15 protein-coding genes are annotated in these 15,216 nt (G+C 73.8%); 8 read left to right on the top strand and 7 right to left on the bottom strand.

The window, feature by feature from the left end; genetic code table 11:
- Window positions 1-73: 73 nt before the first annotated feature.
- Complete coding sequence (locus MY526_RS17365; protein WP_436693992.1) at window positions 74-400, top strand: three-helix bundle dimerization domain-containing protein; 327 nt, start codon at window positions 74-76, stop codon at window positions 398-400.
- Between the two features lie 8 nt (window positions 401-408).
- Window positions 409-2,172: a SulP family inorganic anion transporter gene (locus MY526_RS17370; protein WP_436693993.1), complete on the top strand. Its 1,764-nt coding sequence runs from the start codon at window positions 409-411 to the stop codon at window positions 2,170-2,172.
- A gap of 30 nt (window positions 2,173-2,202) precedes the next feature.
- Here MY526_RS17370 and MY526_RS17375 read toward each other — a convergent pair whose 3' ends face one another.
- Both MY526_RS17375 and MY526_RS17380 read right to left on the bottom strand, forming a co-directional pair.
- Entirely contained in the window at window positions 2,203-3,570 is a 1,368-nt protein-coding gene (locus MY526_RS17375; RefSeq protein WP_436704695.1) for a diacylglycerol/lipid kinase family protein, read from the bottom strand.
- A 185-nt stretch (window positions 3,571-3,755) separates the two neighbouring features.
- The gene (locus MY526_RS17380; protein ID WP_436704696.1) at window positions 3,756-4,805 is read right to left on the bottom strand and encodes an AraC family transcriptional regulator; all 1,050 of its coding nucleotides are present in this window, start codon (window positions 4,803-4,805) and stop codon (window positions 3,756-3,758) included.
- Between the two features lie 174 nt (window positions 4,806-4,979).
- Here MY526_RS17380 and MY526_RS17385 point away from each other — a divergent pair, with 174 nt between their 5' ends.
- From MY526_RS17385 to MY526_RS17410, 6 genes are all read left to right on the top strand, one after another.
- On the top strand, window positions 4,980-5,378 hold the full coding sequence (locus MY526_RS17385) for a response regulator transcription factor (protein ID WP_436693996.1): 399 nt from the start codon (window positions 4,980-4,982) through the stop codon (window positions 5,376-5,378).
- Window positions 5,379-5,663: 285 nt separating this feature from the next.
- Window positions 5,664-6,224, top strand: a complete 561-nt coding sequence (locus tag MY526_RS17390) for an STAS domain-containing protein (protein ID WP_436704697.1) — start codon at window positions 5,664-5,666, stop codon at window positions 6,222-6,224.
- Window positions 6,225-6,299: 75 nt separating this feature from the next.
- Window positions 6,300-7,175, top strand: a complete 876-nt coding sequence (locus MY526_RS17395; protein ID WP_436693998.1) for a DUF1028 domain-containing protein — start codon at window positions 6,300-6,302, stop codon at window positions 7,173-7,175.
- Window positions 7,176-7,256: 81 nt separating this feature from the next.
- A complete protein-coding gene (locus MY526_RS17400; RefSeq protein ID WP_436704698.1) occupies window positions 7,257-8,525 on the top strand; it encodes a cation:proton antiporter domain-containing protein in 1,269 nt (422 codons plus the stop codon).
- Between the two features lie 144 nt (window positions 8,526-8,669).
- Window positions 8,670-9,497, top strand: a complete 828-nt coding sequence (locus MY526_RS17405) for a class II glutamine amidotransferase (protein ID WP_436694000.1) — start codon at window positions 8,670-8,672, stop codon at window positions 9,495-9,497.
- Complete coding sequence (locus MY526_RS17410; RefSeq protein WP_436704699.1) at window positions 9,494-10,891, top strand: dipeptidase; 1,398 nt, start codon at window positions 9,494-9,496, stop codon at window positions 10,889-10,891. Before MY526_RS17405 ends, MY526_RS17410 begins: the two co-directional genes overlap by 4 nt.
- 25 nt (window positions 10,892-10,916) lie before the next feature.
- Here MY526_RS17410 and MY526_RS17415 read toward each other — a convergent pair whose 3' ends face one another.
- The 5 genes from MY526_RS17415 to MY526_RS17435 all read right to left on the bottom strand — a co-directional run bounded on the left by MY526_RS17415 (window position 10,917) and on the right by MY526_RS17435 (window position 14,770).
- Entirely contained in the window at window positions 10,917-11,561 is a 645-nt protein-coding gene (locus MY526_RS17415) for a hypothetical protein (protein ID WP_436694002.1), read from the bottom strand.
- Between the two features lie 89 nt (window positions 11,562-11,650).
- Window positions 11,651-11,905 (bottom strand): hypothetical protein, encoded by a 255-nt coding sequence (locus tag MY526_RS17420; protein ID WP_436694003.1) that lies wholly within the window; start codon window positions 11,903-11,905, stop codon window positions 11,651-11,653.
- Window positions 11,906-12,040: 135 nt separating this feature from the next.
- On the bottom strand, window positions 12,041-13,303 hold the full coding sequence (locus MY526_RS17425; RefSeq protein WP_436694004.1) for an AI-2E family transporter: 1,263 nt from the start codon (window positions 13,301-13,303) through the stop codon (window positions 12,041-12,043).
- Window positions 13,296-13,796: an RDD family protein gene (locus MY526_RS17430; RefSeq protein WP_436694005.1), complete on the bottom strand. Its 501-nt coding sequence runs from the start codon at window positions 13,794-13,796 to the stop codon at window positions 13,296-13,298. Before MY526_RS17430 ends, MY526_RS17425 begins: the two co-directional genes overlap by 8 nt.
- Entirely contained in the window at window positions 13,793-14,770 is a 978-nt protein-coding gene (locus tag MY526_RS17435) for a hypothetical protein (protein ID WP_436704700.1), read from the bottom strand. The genes MY526_RS17430 and MY526_RS17435 overlap by 4 nt, the downstream gene beginning before the upstream one ends.
- Window positions 14,771-15,216: the final 446 nt, after the last annotated feature.

The raw sequence follows: 15,216 nt of genomic DNA on the forward strand, positions 1-15,216 counted from the left end.
GGACCGGTGCCCGGGCCGCACACCACACTCGGGGCGTTTCCGCCGGGAGGACGGCGGCGCGAGGAGGCGCGAGATGACCGTGACCGCCACCGTGGTCGTTGCCGAGGACGATGATCCGCTCAACGGCCTGGTGCCGGTCGCCGCGTCCTTCGTCGACTCACTCGTCGGGCGGCTGCACGCCGAGTACGGCGTGGACCGGCACGAGATCCGCCGCCTGGCGACAGAGGTGCTCGAGACCTTCGCGACCGCTCGTGTGCAGGCGTTCGTCCCCATCCTGGTGGAGAAGAAGCTCCGCGACACCTACCGGGCGCTGCGTCACCGGGGCGGGACACCGCAGTCGGGCGGGGCGCCGGACGTCCGGCCGGGTCCGCCGGCCGACACCGACCGCCATCACCGGTGAGCCCGCCGGTGCGCCTGCTGCCGGCCGGTGTCCGAGCGCTCCGCGGGTACCGCCGCTCGTGGCTGGTCAAGGACCTCGTGGCCGGGGTGGTGCTGACCGCGCTGCTCGTGCCGCAGGGGATGGCCTACGCGGAGCTGGCCGGCCTGCCGCCGATCACCGGCCTCTACACGACGATCACGTGCCTCCTCGGCTACGCGGTGTTCGGCCCCTCGCGGATCCTCGTGCTCGGGCCGGACTCTTCGCTCGGCCCGATGATCGCGGCGACGATCCTGCCGTTGGTGGCCGCAGGCGGGGATCCCGGGCGAGCGGTCGCGCTGGCGTCGATGCTCGCGCTGATGGTCGGGATCGTCATGGTCGCGGCAGGGTGGGCGGGTCTCGGCTTCGTCGCCGACCTCCTGTCGAGGCCCACCATGATCGGGTACATGAACGGGCTGGCCCTCACGATCCTGGTCGGCCAGCTGCCGAAGCTCCTGGGCTTCTCCGTCGACGCGGACGGACTCCTGGGGGAGATCGCCGGGTTCGCGCGGGGCGTGACGCAGGGGGACGTCGTGCCGGCCGCGGCCGCGGTGGGGCTCGGCGGCGTCGTGGTGATCCTGGCCTTCCAGCGGTGGTGGCCCAGGGTCCCTGCGGTGCTGGTGATGGTCGTCCTCGCCATCGCCTTCACCAACCTCCTGGACCTGGAGCAGCACGGGGTGGACCTGGTCGGCGTGCTGCCGCAGGGCTTCCCGCCGCTCACCGTCCCCGACGTCGCCTGGTCCGACCTCGTTCCGCTGGCGGGGGGTGCGGTCGCGATCGCGCTGGTGGCGTTGGCGGACACCATCTCCACCGCGTCGTCGTTCGCCGAGCGGACCGGGCAGGACGTCCGGGGCAACCAGGAGATGATCGGCATCGGCACGGCCAATCTCGCGGCCGGCCTGTTCCAGGGGTTCCCGGTCAGCACCAGTGGATCCCGCACCGCGGTGGCCGAGCGCGCCGGCGCACGGTCCCAGCTGACCGGGGTCACCGGCGCCGCGCTGATCCTGCTGATGATCCTGCTGCTGCCGGGGCTGTTCCGGAACCTGCCCCAGGCCGCGCTCGCCGCGGTCGTGATCACAGCGTGCCTCTCGCTGGCCGACCTGCCGGGCACAGCACGGCTGTGGCACCAGCGCAAGGTCGAGTTCAGCCTCTCCATCATCGCCTTCGCCGGGGTGGCGCTGCTCGGCGTGCTGCCCGGGATCGTGATCGCGGTCGGGCTGTCGATCCTCAACGTCTTCCGCCGTGCGTGGCGGCCGTACCAGACGACGCTCGGGCTCGTCGACGGCGTGGCCGGCTACCACGACGTCCGCTCGTACCCGCAGGCGCGCCGGCTCCCGGGGCTGGTCATCTACCGTTTCGACGCGCCGCTGCTCTTCGCCAACGCGAAGACGTTCCGGGACGAGTGCAGGACGCTCTCCCGTGGCGAGCCGCCGCCTCGCTGGATCGTCGTCGCGGCCGAGCCCATCACCGACGTCGACACCACGGCGGCCGACATGCTGTTCGACCTGGACCGGCTGCTCGACGAGAACGGCCAGACCCTGGTGTTCGCCGAGCTCAAGGACCCGGTGCGGCGCAAGATCGAGCGCTACGGGCTGACCCGCGAGATCGAGCCCCAGCACTTCTTCCCGACCGTCGAGGCCGCCGTCGAGGCCTTCCGCGCCAAGACCGGCGCCAGCTGGACCGACGGGACCACCGGCACGACGCCGCAGGCGACCGCTCTCCCGGAGCCACAGGCGCCCCCTCAGCACCCCGGGTGAGGGCGCCGGGGCCGGCAGGCCGCCGGGGCGTCAGTTCTCGCGGCTCCTCGACGGGGCGGCGGCGTCGGGGCCCACGGGGCCGCGGTCCACTCCAGAGGAACCGTCGAGCGCGACCGGCCGGCCGACTGCCAGACCCCACAGCGCGGCCCAGTCCAGACGCGCCCGCGGCGGCGGCACCCCCGGCCGGTTGCGGGGGAGCCTGACCCGGAGGGCACCGGGACGGATCGTGCAGCGCACCGGGGTCGTCAGCCGCACGGTCTCGCCGTCGATGCCGATCGGGACCTCGGCGACGTCCGCGGTGACCACGACCTCGGGTGCCTCCGCCAGTTGCAGTCCCTCCCGGTGGGCGCCGTTCAGCAGGCCGACGGCCTGCCGCGTGCTGTCCACGCGGACGGCGATCACGCCGAGGACCCCCCGGTCCAGCCTGAACCGACGTCCCGTCCCCGCGAGGTCGGAGGCCGCGTACGGGTTGTTGCTCACCAGCAGGGCCTGCGGCGCGTCCATCCGCGACTCGCCGACCTCGGCGACGAGGTGGGCGCCGCGTCGCCGGGCCAGCAGGTCCGGGAGGGCGTCGAGGGTCGTGCCGCGCTTGTCGTCGCGGTAGGCCGGGTTCTCCACGATCTCCGCGTAGGCACCGAAGGACGCGTTGTTCACGAACGTGCGGCCGTTGATGTCGCCGAGGTCGATCCGTGCCTCCACGCCGTCGCGCAGGGCGTCGAGGCACCGTGAGGGGTCGCTCCGGTCCAACCCCAGGTCGAGGGCGAAGTGGTTGCGGGTACCGGCGCTGATGACCAGGAACGGCACGTCGTGCTCGGCTGCGACCTGGGCCACCAGCGCCTGCGTGCCGTCGCCACCGGCCACGCCGATGAGGTCGGCACCCCGGGCCAGGGCACGTCGGGCGAGTTCCTGGACGTCGGTGCCCGGCTGGTCCAGCAGGGCCACCTCGGCACCGAGTTCCTCGGCCAGCTCCCGCAGCCGGAAGCGGCCGACCTTGCCCCCGCCGGACCGCGGGTTCATGACGAAGAACGGGTGCCGGGGTGCCGGCGCGTCGGTGACCTCCATCGTCCAGCGCGACCGGTCGGGGCGCAGCGCCAGGCGGGCGGCGGCGACCCCGGTGGCGAGCAGCGCAGCGGCGACGACGGCGACCCAGAGCAGCCGGTCGGCCACGAACACCGCGATGACCGCCACCGGTGCGCCCACGGCGAGGGCCAGCGCCAGCCAGCGCAGCGGCCCACGTTGCAGGAGGAACCAGTAGAGAGCGGCGACGACCACGACGGCCGCTCCGGCGGTGAGCAGCACGAGCCACAAGCCGCGACGGCCGGCGAACGCGAGCAGCACGACGAAGGCGATCGCGACGAGGGCGAAGCCACACCGGGCACACCACCGCCTGGCACGCATCGATCCCACGGCGCACCTCCAGCGGTGATCCTCGGTGTCCGAGGGAGCATGGCCGTTCCGCTGCGCGGGGGGATCACCCCGTCCGGACGGTCGTGCCCGGGACGAGCGTCTGGACCGACACCGGCCCGGCGACGGCCGGGCAGCGCAGCCTCGTGACCCAGCCCGGGGTCAGCCACGTGCGTCGCCTACGGCCAGCCCCTCGACTCCCACGCCGACGTGGCGTCGCTCTCCGACCTGGCGCGAGCCGCCCGCCGCCACTCCGTGGGACTCGTGCCGAACTGCCGGCGGAACCAGCGCGAGAAGGCGCTCGGTGCGCTGAACCCCAGCAGCTGTGACACCTCGGTCAGCGAGTACCGCCCGTTCGTGAGAAAGCGCTCCACCAGGCGCGCCCGGGTGGTGTCCAGGACGGAGGAGAAGGTCTGGTCCTGCTGGGCCAGGTACCGCTGGAGTTCCCGGGGACGGAGGCCGAGGCGCCGGCTCGCCCGCGTCAACGACAGGCGCCCGAGCGGCAGCAGGAGCTCCACGGCTTCCGCCACGTCCGCCAGGCCCGCGGTGGCAGCCGGTGGTCGAGGGGCCACCACCGTGTCGAGGAACCGCCGGGTGTACGGCCGCAGCGAGGGATCCGACGTGATGACCCGGGCGCCGAGCTCCTGCGCCTGGAGGACCAGGCTGTTGGACCGGCGGGCGAAGACCACGCGGGGGCCGAAGAGCCGGCGCCACGGTTCCGCGTCCGCGGGCGGGGAGCGGACGAAGCCGGCGGACCGGGGTCGCCAACCGCTGCCCAGCAGAGCCCGGATGATCCCCGACAGCTCCGCCATGACCAGATCGAGCACCTGATCGCGCGGTGCGGGCTCGCCGAACTCGAGCCAGACCTCGATCACGGCCCGGTCGCCGTCCTCCCTCAGACGGAGGCGCAGCGCCTCGTTGTAGGCAGGCGCGTACTCCGTCAGCAGGGCCACGGCACTGCGCAGATCGGGCTCGTCGCGGAGTGCGACGCTCAGGGGACCGAGGGTCCCGAGTCTGGGCAGCTGCGCCAGGCGCAGGCCGAAGTCGGGGCAGCCCGACTGCTGTGCGGACACTTCCAGGAGCCGCGCCACCGGAGCGGCCGGGATCCAGCGGTCGGGCACGGCGAGGTCCAGACCCACCCGTCCGAGCACGACCGCTGGGTCGAGCCCCGAGGATCGGGCCAACCCCGCGTACTCGGTGAGCACGTTCGTCCGAATGCGAGGGCGCATGACCGGTTCCCTCCGCGCTGCGCCGAAAGATAAGGGCCACGACCGGATGGGTAAAGCGGCGTCGGCGCCCTTCTCCTAGCTTCGGTGGCGCGCTCAGTCTCGTACCGGTTCGTCCTGCGCCGCTTCAGCGGCCCGAGCCGGAGGGGGGCGCACAGAGGACCTGGGAGGTCCCGGATGACGCGTCGTCGAGCTCCCCGCCACGATGTCCCTCCTGCGGGCGCGTTGCCGGCGCCCCGCCCCGCCCCACCGGCGGTCTGGAGCTTCGCCTCGTCCGGCTCTCCGCGTCGTGGGGGTGAAGAGCGACCCACGGATCCGCAACCGGTCAGGGACCTCCCACGTCCGGCTCCGGCGTCGGCGCTGAACCGCCGCGACCTCGAAGTCCTCTCCCACCTGGCTCGCGGGAGGTCGACGGCCCAGATCGCGTCGAGCCTCTCGGTGTCGAGCAACACCGCTCGCACCAGGATCCGCCGGGTGCAGAGCAAGCTGGACGTCGCAGGCCGGGGCGCGGCGGTGCAGGCAGCTCAGCACCTCGGGGTCCTCGCGATCGTGCCCCGACCGGGTTCCTCTGACTGAACGGGTGACCACCCGAGGTGGGTGTCACACTGGTCGCACCCCCGCCAGGGGGCCGACAGAGGGCCCGCGGGTCCGTGGCGCGGCCGCCTGGCGGGGGCAAGCCACCCTCCGGAGCCGGTCGGATGTGTCCCGGCCGGCCCCGACGTCGGTTCCGCCTCCCGGAGACCGGCGGTGCCCGCCGGCGCACCCGCACGTCCGCCGCCGACCCGTGGACGCTCCGCTCATCCGCACAGGATGAGGCCCGCGAGCGGGGTCCCCGCCAGGCTGCCCCGGGGTGTGTCGGCCATGTCGGGGCACCCCCGCGTCTGTCCACCCGAAGGGCATGCTGTGGCCGCTGATCCCACCGAGACGTCGCTCGGCGTGGTGCCGTCGATCCTCCGTCCGGGGCCTGACTCCGTCCGGGGGCCGGCCGGTCCGCTGCGGCGTCCGGCGGCCCGCCGCAGAGGGGCGCGGGCGATCGCCACGTCCTCCGCCGGCCGCCCCCGCGCCCTCGCCGCTGGGGAACCGTCGGAGTCCGGGGCGCACGTCGACCTGGTCACCGGTCGCCTGACGCTGACCGGGCGGTTGGACGTGCGCACCACTCATCTGCTGTACGACGCCGTCTCGGCGTTGCTCAGAGCGGATCACCCCGGCTGGACGCTCGACGTCGGCGGACTCACCGACGCCGACGATGCCGGGCTGCGCGCGCTCCTGGTCGCGTACCGCCGGGCACTGCGGCACGGCCGTCGGATCACCGTGGTCGGCGCGTCGCCCTCGCTGCAGTACGCGCTGACCTTGCTGCGCCTGGACCGTCATGTGCTGCCGGCGGAGGGCGCACCCGTCCCGGCGGATCCGGGACCTGGCTGATCGCCGAGCTCCACACCAGCGAGCCCGGCCTCGGTCGGCTTCGGCGGTCGGGAGCCACGCACCGGGAGGACGCCGATGACGTACTCGATCCTCGGCTGGCAGACGACCGACGGCGATCTGGGTGTGGCGTGTGCCTCCAAGTTCCCCGGGGTGGGCAGCCTCGTGCCGTACGGCGAGGCCGAGGTCGGCGTCGTCGCGACGCAGGGATTCGGCAACCCCCGGCACGGCTCCGTCGGGCTGGCGCTGCTCAGGTGTGGCGCCACGCCGCAGCAGGCGGTCGATGTCCTGCTCAACGACGACCCGCAGGCCCACCAGCGGCAGTTCGCCCTCGTCGCCCGGGGCGGCCGCGCCGCGGCCCACACGGGTGCCGACCTCCACGACTGGGACGGCTGGTCCGGGAGCGCAGCGGGCCGCCACTGCGTCGCCCTCGGCAACGGGCTGGCCGGACGCCAGGTCGTCGAGGAGATGGTGCGGACGTTCGAGGGCTCGAACGCCTCGCTCGCCGACCGGTTGACGACGGCCCTGGAGGCCGGCCGGCGGGCCGGCGGTGACATCCGCGGCCAGCAGTCCGCTGCCTTGCTGGTCCTGCGGCGCGACGGTGGCTACGGGGGACTGGACGACCGGCACGTGGTGATCTCCGTCTACGACCACCCGCAGCCGCTGGACGAGCTCACCAGGTGTTACGCGCTGCACCGGCTCGCCTACTTCCCGAGCGACCCGGCGAGGCTGGTCCCGATCGGCCCCGAACTCGCCGTCGAACTGAAGGGCCTCATGGCGGCCCAGGGCTTCTACGGAGGCCAACCGGACGGCACCTGGGACGCGGGCACCCGGAAGCGGTGGGAGCTGTTCCTGGGCAGCGAGAACTACGACAACCGCATCAACGGCGGCGAGCTCCTCGACCTGGACGTGCTCGCCGACCTGCACCTCCGGTACGGCCAGGCCGCCGGGTGACGGCGGGCGCCGCGGACCGTCCGCCACCCGGCGCCGCCGGGCCGACCGGCGTCATCCCGCCCGGACGCACGGGGAGGCTCCATGGCCGTCTCGACCATCGCGATCACCAGCGCGGTGATCTTCCTGTGGGGCGTCCTGTCCGCCCGCCTCCAGCACGCCGACCTCACCGCACCGATCGTCTTCGTCGGTGTTGGTGGACTCTTCGCCGCCGCCGGCCTGGTGGACGCCCGGTCCGCTCCGGAGGCGCTGCAGCCGCTGGTCGAGGTGGCGCTGGTGTGGGTGCTCTTCTCCGACGCCGCCGGCGTCCCGTTCCGTCAGGTTCGTCGTGATGCCGGCCGCTACCTGCGGCTGCTGGCGGTCGGGCTGCCGCTGACCGTGCTCGCCGGATGGGTCCTGGCCGACTCGCTGTTCCCGGACCTCGGCATCTGGCTGGCCCTGCTTGTGGGCGCCGCCCTCGCGCCGACCGACGCCGCGCTGGGACTCCCCGTCGTCACCAACCCCGCCGTGCCCGTACGTGTCCGGCAGCTGATCACCGTCGAGAGCGGGGTGAACGACGGCATCGTCACCCCCGTGGTCCTGTTCGCTCTCGCCGGCGCGACGGCGGTCCAGGGGAACAGCGGCGCGGCCTGGCTGGGAGAGGCGCTGGTCGAGCTGGGCGTCGGCGTGGTCGTGGGCGCCGGTGTCGGTCTGGGTGGCGGCTGGTTGCTGCAGTGGGCGCGTCGGCGGGGGTGGGCCTCCGAGGACGTCGTCGGCGTCGCCGTGCTGGCCCTCGCCCTCGTCGCCTACGCCGGCGCGCTCGTCGTCCACGGCAACGGGTTCGTCGCCGCGTTCTGCGGCGGGCTGGCCTTCGGCGCGGCAGCGGGCCGACGGGGGCCGGCCGAGCTGGTCTTCCTCGAGCAGGCCGGCGGGCTGGTGTCCCTGCTCGTCTGGCTCGCGTTCGGCGCGCTCGCCATCCCGATCGCGGTCGACCACGTCGACCTCTCCATCGTGCTCTACGCGGTCCTGAGCCTCACGGTCGTGCGGATGGTGCCCGTCGCGCTGGCCTGTCTCGGTGCCGGCCTCGACCGCGACACCGTGCTCTTCGTCGGCTGGTTCGGACCCCGGGGGCTCGCCTCCCTGGTCTTCGCGCTGCTCACCCTCGAGGAGCTCGGGGACGCCGCCGACGGGGCCGTCGCGATCATCGGCGTGACCGTGCTCCTCAGCGTCCTCGCGCACGGGCTCACCGCTGCACCGCTGGCATCCCGGTACGAGCGGGCGCTCACCCGCAGGGGCATCGGCGACGGTGAGGGGTTGGCACGACACCGGAGCGGTCCACGCGTGCAGGACCCGGACGATCCGGGCCACGCGTAGGCCCGCACCCGACCAGGGACACGGGCACGCCCCGGAGAGCCTGCTCACCCTCGCCGAGTGACGCGCCGGACGCCGCCAGGTGGTCCATTGGCGCCCTGGTCCGAGTCGTGACGTCGAGAGGGCGTGGGAGCGATGTGCAGGTGGATGGCCTACTTCGGGGACCCGATCCTCGCCCACGACCTGCTCTACCGGCCGCGGCACTCGATCATCGACCAGAGCCTGCACGCCGAGCTCGGGGGCTTCACCACGAACGGGGACGGCTTCGGCATCGGGTGGTACGGCGAGGGTGGCGGTACGACGCCGGCGGTGTTCAAGAGCACCCATCCGGCGTGGAACGACGAGAACCTGCGCGAGGTCGCCGGCCAGATCCGGACGCCGCTGCTGTTCGCGCACGTCCGAGCCTCGAGCGGGACGCCGGTGCAGCGCAGCAACTGCCACCCGTTCCGGTACGGGCGCTGGCTGTGGATGCACAACGGGTCCCTCGCCGGGTTCCAGGAGGTCAAGCACGACCTCGTGATGCAGGTGGACCCGTCGCTGTACCCGGGGATCGAGGGGTCGACCGACACCGAGACCCTGTTCTACCTCGCGCTCACCCACGGACTGACCGACGACCCGCCCGCTGCGGTCGCCCGCGCCGTGGGCCTCGTGGAGGACGTCGGCCGGCGCCACGGGATCGAGCACCCGGTGCACATGACCGTGGCGACGACCGACGGCGAGTCCGTCTGGGTCTTCCGCTACTCCAGCGAGAAGGACACGAGCTCGCTCTACTACTCGACCGAGATCTCCCAGCTGCGCCGGCTGTACCCGGAGCTGGAGGTCCTCGACGGCCTGGGCACGGACACCCGCCTCATCGTCTCCGAGCCGCTGCGGGACCTCCCCGGCGCGTGGAACGAGGTCCCTGAGGGCTCGTGGGGCTTCGTACGGCGAGGGGAGCACGACGTCCAGCCGTTCCGGCCGGCCGTCCCCGCGTGAGTCGACGGCAGGTGACCCTCCCGGACAGCACCGCGACGGGCGAGGTCGAGCGCCTGCGCGCCCGCGTGGCCGAGCTGATGCCGACAGTGCGCCAGGAGCTGTCGGAGCTCGTCGCCATCCCGTCGGTCGCCGACCCGCGCCTGTTCCCGCCCGAGGAGTGCCTGCGCGCGGCGCAGTGGGTGGCCGACCGGTTCGCCGGTGTCGGCTTCGCCGACGTGCGGCTCGTGGAGACACCCGACGGGAGCAACGCGGTCATCGGGGCACGGCCGTGTGGCGATCCGGACGCCGCGACGGTGCTGCTGTACGCCCACTACGACGTGCAGCCCCCGCTGGACGAGACGGCCTGGCGCACCCCACCGTTCCGCCTCACCGAGGTCGAGGGCCGTTGGTACGGCCGCGGCGCGGCCGACTGCAAGGGCAACGTCGTCGTCCACCTGACCGCCCTGCGGGCACTGGGGAACGACGTCCCGGTCGACCTCGTCCTGGTCGTCGAGGGATCCGAGGAGCAGGGCACCGGGGGACTCGAGGCGTTCGTCCCCGGCCATGCCGACCTCCTCCGGGCGGACGCCATCGTCGTGGCCGACACCGGCAACGCCGCCGTGGGGCACCCCGCGGTCACCGTCAGCCTGCGGGGCACGGTCGACGTCGTCGTCACGGTGGAGGCCCTGGCCACGGAGCGGCACTCCGGCATCTTCGGTGGCGCCGCACCCGACGCCCTGGCGGCGCTCGTCGCCATGCTGGCGACGCTGCGGGACGAGAGAGGCAACACCACCGTGCACGGCCTGCCCGGCACGGGCGTCTGGACCGGTGCGCCCTACCCGGCCGAGAGGTTCCGACGCGAGGCCGGCGTCCTGGACGGCGTCTCGCTGGTGGGCGACGGAACGGTCGCCGACATGCTGTGGACGCGGCCGGCGATCACCATCGTCGGCATCGACTGCCCTCCTGTCGTCGGGTCGGCCGCGGCCATCGTGCCCCGGGCCAGCGCGCGGCTGAACCTGCGCATCCCCCCGGGGGTCGCTCCCGAGCAGGCGGGGACCGCCCTCGTCGACCACCTGCACGAGGTCGCGCCCTGGCAGGTCCGGGTGACGGCGGAGGTCCAGGCCTCCGGCCCGCCCTTCCGAGCGAGCACGGACGGACCCGCGCACCGGGCGATGGCCGCCGCCATGCAGGCCGTGTACGGCAGGCCGGTCGTCGAGCTGGGTCAGGGCGGGTCGATCCCGCTCTGCAGCGTCCTCGCGGACACCTACCCCGGAGCGGACATCGTGCTGATCGGGGTGGAGGAGCCGTCGGCCTCCATCCACGCGCCGAACGAGAGCGTGGCCCCGGAGGAGATCGCCGACCTGGCGCTCACGGAGGCCGTCTTCCTGCGGCGGTACGCCGCTGCCCGCCGCTGAGCCGATCCGCAGGAGGGTCCGGACGTCACGTCCCGACCGTCGAGCCCTCGTCGGCCGGCACGCACCTGGTCGGCGCCGCGCGCGGGAGGCCGAGGTCGTCCATGGCCCGCTCGTAGCAGTCGTGGAGGACGTGCAGACGGTGGATGAGCTCTCGCACGTACTCCGGCGACGTGGGCAGCAGGGACGGCTCGGCCATGAGCTCCCAGAACGCCCAGGACAGTTCTCCGCTGCGCCCGGACCAGGCCCTCGTGGCCAGTGAGGACGACGGTCCGATCGTCGCCACGAACCGGCGCGTCGCCTCGCGGCGCAACCGTGCGGTCCGCTCCCGGTACGGATCCACCACCTCGCGGCGGTACCGGCGCGCGGCGCGCCGGTACCCCGTCGGGCCCGGCGGCGGGGGGACGACCGCGAGGCCGATGGCCCGCCCGAGGAGCGGCACGAGGAGGTGGCGGTCGACGTCCGACAGCAGGTCGTTGGAGACGCGGAGGACGTCGGCCAGCTGACCGTCCACGCAGCGGGGCTGGTCGGTGAAGGGCTCGCCGGCCAGCAGCGCCGTGTACTCCATGAAACACGCGCCCCGGGACGGGTTCCGGTGCTTGCCCCGGTTGAGCACGGGCATCGCGTCCGGCACCGGCGTCGCCACGATCTCGTCGGGTGCAGACTCGGACATGGTCTCAGCTCCTGTTCACCGAGTACTACGGAGGCGGCGGCTGAGTTCCTCGCCCGTGGTGGACGAGGACGGGCCGCCAGGTCGGAGGGTCACCGCGGTCGGGTGCGGCGGCCGCGGGGCTCCGCCGCCAGGCCGACCCCCACCGGGGGGAACCGGCGCGCGGCGGCGTGGCGGTACTCGAGCAACGCGTTCAGGTGCTCCTCGGCCCGTGTCAGGAGGTCGAGGTTCTGGCGGTTGCCCGCCCGCGCTGCCGCGGCCCGGGCCGAGCGGAGATCGGTGAAGGCTTCCAGGATGAGCCGGTCGAGGAGGGCGAAACCCTCCAGGGGCGGCGCGGGCGCTGTCATGGCGGGACTCCCGCTGGTGGTGGTGTCGTGTCGCTTTCCGGGGGTCGGAGCGGCCGCTTCGGATGCCGCTCGGAGAGTCCAGCGTGACGCCACCTCGGGCAGGCGGCATCGTCCTCGGCAGACGACACGGGGCCCTCACGCTCCCGCGATCCGATCGCCCGGCGCGGCGGGGGCCGTGCCGCTCATCCGGCTCGGCTGATGCCCGCGTCGGACCGGCTCTCCCGGCTCGCCGCCGTCCTCCCCGTCACGACGAGCCGGTGCCGGCCGGCCGGGGCGGCGCCACGCGGAGCCTCGTCCCCCGGTCGTCGCGGTGCCGGACGGGCCCGCGAGGAGGGTCCTGGCCCACCGGCGGTCCGGGTCCTGCCCGATGAGGACCGCGTGCAGGAACAGGGTCAGCGGGACCGCGAGGATCGCGCCCATCGGACCCAGGACCGCCGTCCACACGATGACGGACAGGAACGACAGCGTGACCGAGAGGTTGACGGCGCTCCCGACCACCACAGGTTGGAGGACCGACTGCAGGAGGAAGTTGACGACGGTGTAGATGACGATCACGAGGACGGCGAGTCCGGGGCCCCCGACCAGCAGCGCCAGCAGCGCGGGCGGCACCAGCCCGAGGAAGAAGCCGATGTTGGGGACGTAGTTGGTCAGGAACGACAGCAGGCCCCACACGAGGGGCAACGGGATCCCGAGGACGATCAGCGCCAGGGTGTCCACCACGGCAACGAGGAGGCCGAAGACCGTCGTCACGACCACGTAGCGACGGGTGTACCGCGCGAAGTCCCCGAGTGCCGCGCGAAGACGCGTGGTCCCTGGGACCGCCGCCAGGCGCTCCGGCAGCCCGGCCGCCTCGACGGTCATGAACAGCGCCGTCGCCAGCAGCAGGAACAGGGCGCCGACCGAGCCGGCGATGCCCGCGAGGAGGTCCCCGACGACCGCGAGTACCGACTGCAGCTCCACCGACGGCAGCATGTCCGCCACCTGCTCGGGGCCGACCCCCGCCCCGACGAGCAGGGAGCGGACGCCGTCCACCAGCGCCCGCCACTCGGCGGAGTACTGGGGCAGCACGGTCGCGAACTGGCCGATGGAGACGGCGAGGGCGACGGCGAAGGCGATCAACCCGCCGTCGACGACCACGACGGCGACCGCGACCGCGACCCCCCTCCGGATCCCTCGACGCACCAGCGCACCGATGAGCGGGTGGACGACGACGGCCAGGACGAACGCGAGGACGACCGGACCGAGGATCGCGGAGGCGGCGTGGAGACCCCACAACGCGATGGCGGTGCCCGCGACACCCAGCACCACGGTGAGCCAGAGGGGGAGGGGACCGCGGACCTCCGGCTCAGCTCCCTCGGCCTCGGCCTCGTTCCGCGCCGGTCCGTGTCCGTCAGTCATAGATGACCGAGGAACGCACCACCAGGTCCTGGACCGAGCGGTTCTCCTTGCTCAGCAGCACCCAGAGCAGGCCCGGGAGGAACACCGTGCAGAGGACCGCTCGTGCGCACGCGCGGCCCCAACCCAGCCTCCCACCCTCGTCGTCCGCCACGCGGAGCCCGAGCAGCCGGTCACCGTAGGTAGAGCCCACCACCGCCCACGTGACGGCGAAGTAGACCGCCAGCACCCCCAGTCCCACCATGATGAGGAGCGAGAGCGACGGGGCGGGGAACCGGAAGCTCGTCGGCGACAGGAGGAAACGGGACGCCGCGAAGACGGCGTAGCCACCGGCCAGGACGAGCAGCACCACCGCGGCGTCGACGACGTTCGCCAGGCAGCGCGTGACCACGCCGGCGCGGCGCCCGCGGACCGATGCCCGGACCGCGTCCACGCCGCCCGCCGGGTGCGGGCCGTCGTGCCACGGGTAGGAGGAGCGCTCCGCTGCGCGGGTCACGGTGCACCCCCTGGAGTGCCGTCCTCAGCGGGCCTGGTCGCGGTGCGCCGGCCGCTGCGGTGCAGCAGTCGGTCCACGACCCGCTCGACGGCCCGGTCGGCGTCCACGCCCTGGTCGCGAACGCCGCGCACCACCTCGCCCGTGACCGAGCCCGTCGAGGCTCGCAGCAGACCCGGCAGGTCGATCTCCTCGACGATGTAGTGGGCGAGGCCGACGACGTCGGTGCGAGCGATGACCCGGTCGATGTCGACCCGGTCCACCGCACCGTCGAGGTCGACGCGGGCCACCGCACGGTCGAGGTCGACCCGGGCCACGACCTCGTCGAGGTCCACCCGGTCGATCACCCGGGCGACGTCGACCTTGTCGACCAGCGCGTCCAGGTCCACCCGGGCCACCGCCCGGTCGAGGTCGACCCGGGCCACGACCTCGTCGAGGTCGACCCGGTCGATCACCCGGGCGACGTCGACCTTGTCGACCAGCGCGTCCAGGTCCACCCGGGCCACCGCCTGGTCCAGGTCGACCCGGGCCACGACCTCGTCGAGGTCGACCCGGTCGATCACCCGGGCGACGTCGACCCTGTCGACCAGCGCGTCCAGGTCGACCCGTTGCAGCACAGCGTCGAGGTCGACCCGCGCCACGATCCCGTCCACGTCCAGCAACGCGGCCAGCCGGTCCAGGTCGACGAACTCGCGGACGAGGCTCGGGACGTCGACCCGGGCGAGCACCGCCCGGGCCACGTCGGGGACCAGCTCGTCCGCCGCCGCGGTGACGGCCCGCACCGCGGCAGCCGCTGGATGCGCCAGCACGTGAGCCACCGGTCCGTGCAACGCCCGGCGGACCGGGTCCTGCCGGATGAACGGCAGGCGAGGGAGGAGGCTGCGACGCGTGTGGACGGCGGCCGCCTCCGCGGCCCACCGCGCGAGTGCGGCCGCGACCGCCAGGACCGCGTAGGCGCCGTTCACCGCGTCGTCCACCGCGCTGCCGGCGGCCGGCAGCGCGGGGCCACGCGGGGGACCCGGCGGGCCGGCTCGTCGGGTCCCACCCGGGGGTGGGTGCACACGATTCACGGCCACTGTGGACCGCCGTCCGCTGCCCCACTCATGCGGCCTCCTGGTCCGTCGGAGCCGTCAGCATCGTGAAGCGGAGGCGAGGCTCCCTCATCCGGTATGGGTGAGATGGTCACCGGGGTGGTCGGGCCATGCTCGCGGATGGGCCGACGTGGCCCCGGCGGAGCAGATCCGCGCCGTGACGAATCGACCCCGACCGCGTGACGTCCGACCCCGACCGCAGCGATCGCCGTTCGCGACGCTGGTGGTCAGCAGTCCGAGGCACGAGCTGGCCGCGGACGGAACGGGACGGACGCGATTCCTGAGCAGCTCGGGGGGTGCGTGTGACGAGGCTGTCGACCGCGGGAGCTCCC

Source organism: Geodermatophilus sp. CPCC 205761 (assembly GCF_051383655.1).
In the GTDB taxonomy this organism is placed as follows: domain Bacteria; phylum Actinomycetota; class Actinomycetes; order Mycobacteriales; family Geodermatophilaceae; genus Geodermatophilus.

Coding starts and splice junctions, on each gene's coding strand:
- MY526_RS17420 (WP_436694003.1), bottom strand. CDS start 11,905: ATGACAGCGCCCGCGCCGCCCCTGGAGGGTTTCGCCCTCCTCGACCGG.
- MY526_RS17380 (WP_436704696.1), bottom strand. CDS start 4,805: ATGCGCCCTCGCATTCGGACGAACGTGCTCACCGAGTACGCGGGGTTG.
- MY526_RS17400 (WP_436704698.1), top strand. CDS start 7,257: ATGGCCGTCTCGACCATCGCGATCACCAGCGCGGTGATCTTCCTGTGG.
- MY526_RS17395 (WP_436693998.1), top strand. CDS start 6,300: ATGACGTACTCGATCCTCGGCTGGCAGACGACCGACGGCGATCTGGGT.
- MY526_RS17385 (WP_436693996.1), top strand. CDS start 4,980: ATGACGCGTCGTCGAGCTCCCCGCCACGATGTCCCTCCTGCGGGCGCG.
- MY526_RS17405 (WP_436694000.1), top strand. CDS start 8,670: ATGGCCTACTTCGGGGACCCGATCCTCGCCCACGACCTGCTCTACCGG.
- MY526_RS17425 (WP_436694004.1), bottom strand. CDS start 13,303: ATGACTGACGGACACGGACCGGCGCGGAACGAGGCCGAGGCCGAGGGA.
- MY526_RS17365 (WP_436693992.1), top strand. CDS start 74: ATGACCGTGACCGCCACCGTGGTCGTTGCCGAGGACGATGATCCGCTC.
- MY526_RS17390 (WP_436704697.1), top strand. CDS start 5,664: ATGTCGGGGCACCCCCGCGTCTGTCCACCCGAAGGGCATGCTGTGGCC.
- MY526_RS17375 (WP_436704695.1), bottom strand. CDS start 3,570: ATGCGTGCCAGGCGGTGGTGTGCCCGGTGTGGCTTCGCCCTCGTCGCG.
- MY526_RS17415 (WP_436694002.1), bottom strand. CDS start 11,561: ATGTCCGAGTCTGCACCCGACGAGATCGTGGCGACGCCGGTGCCGGAC.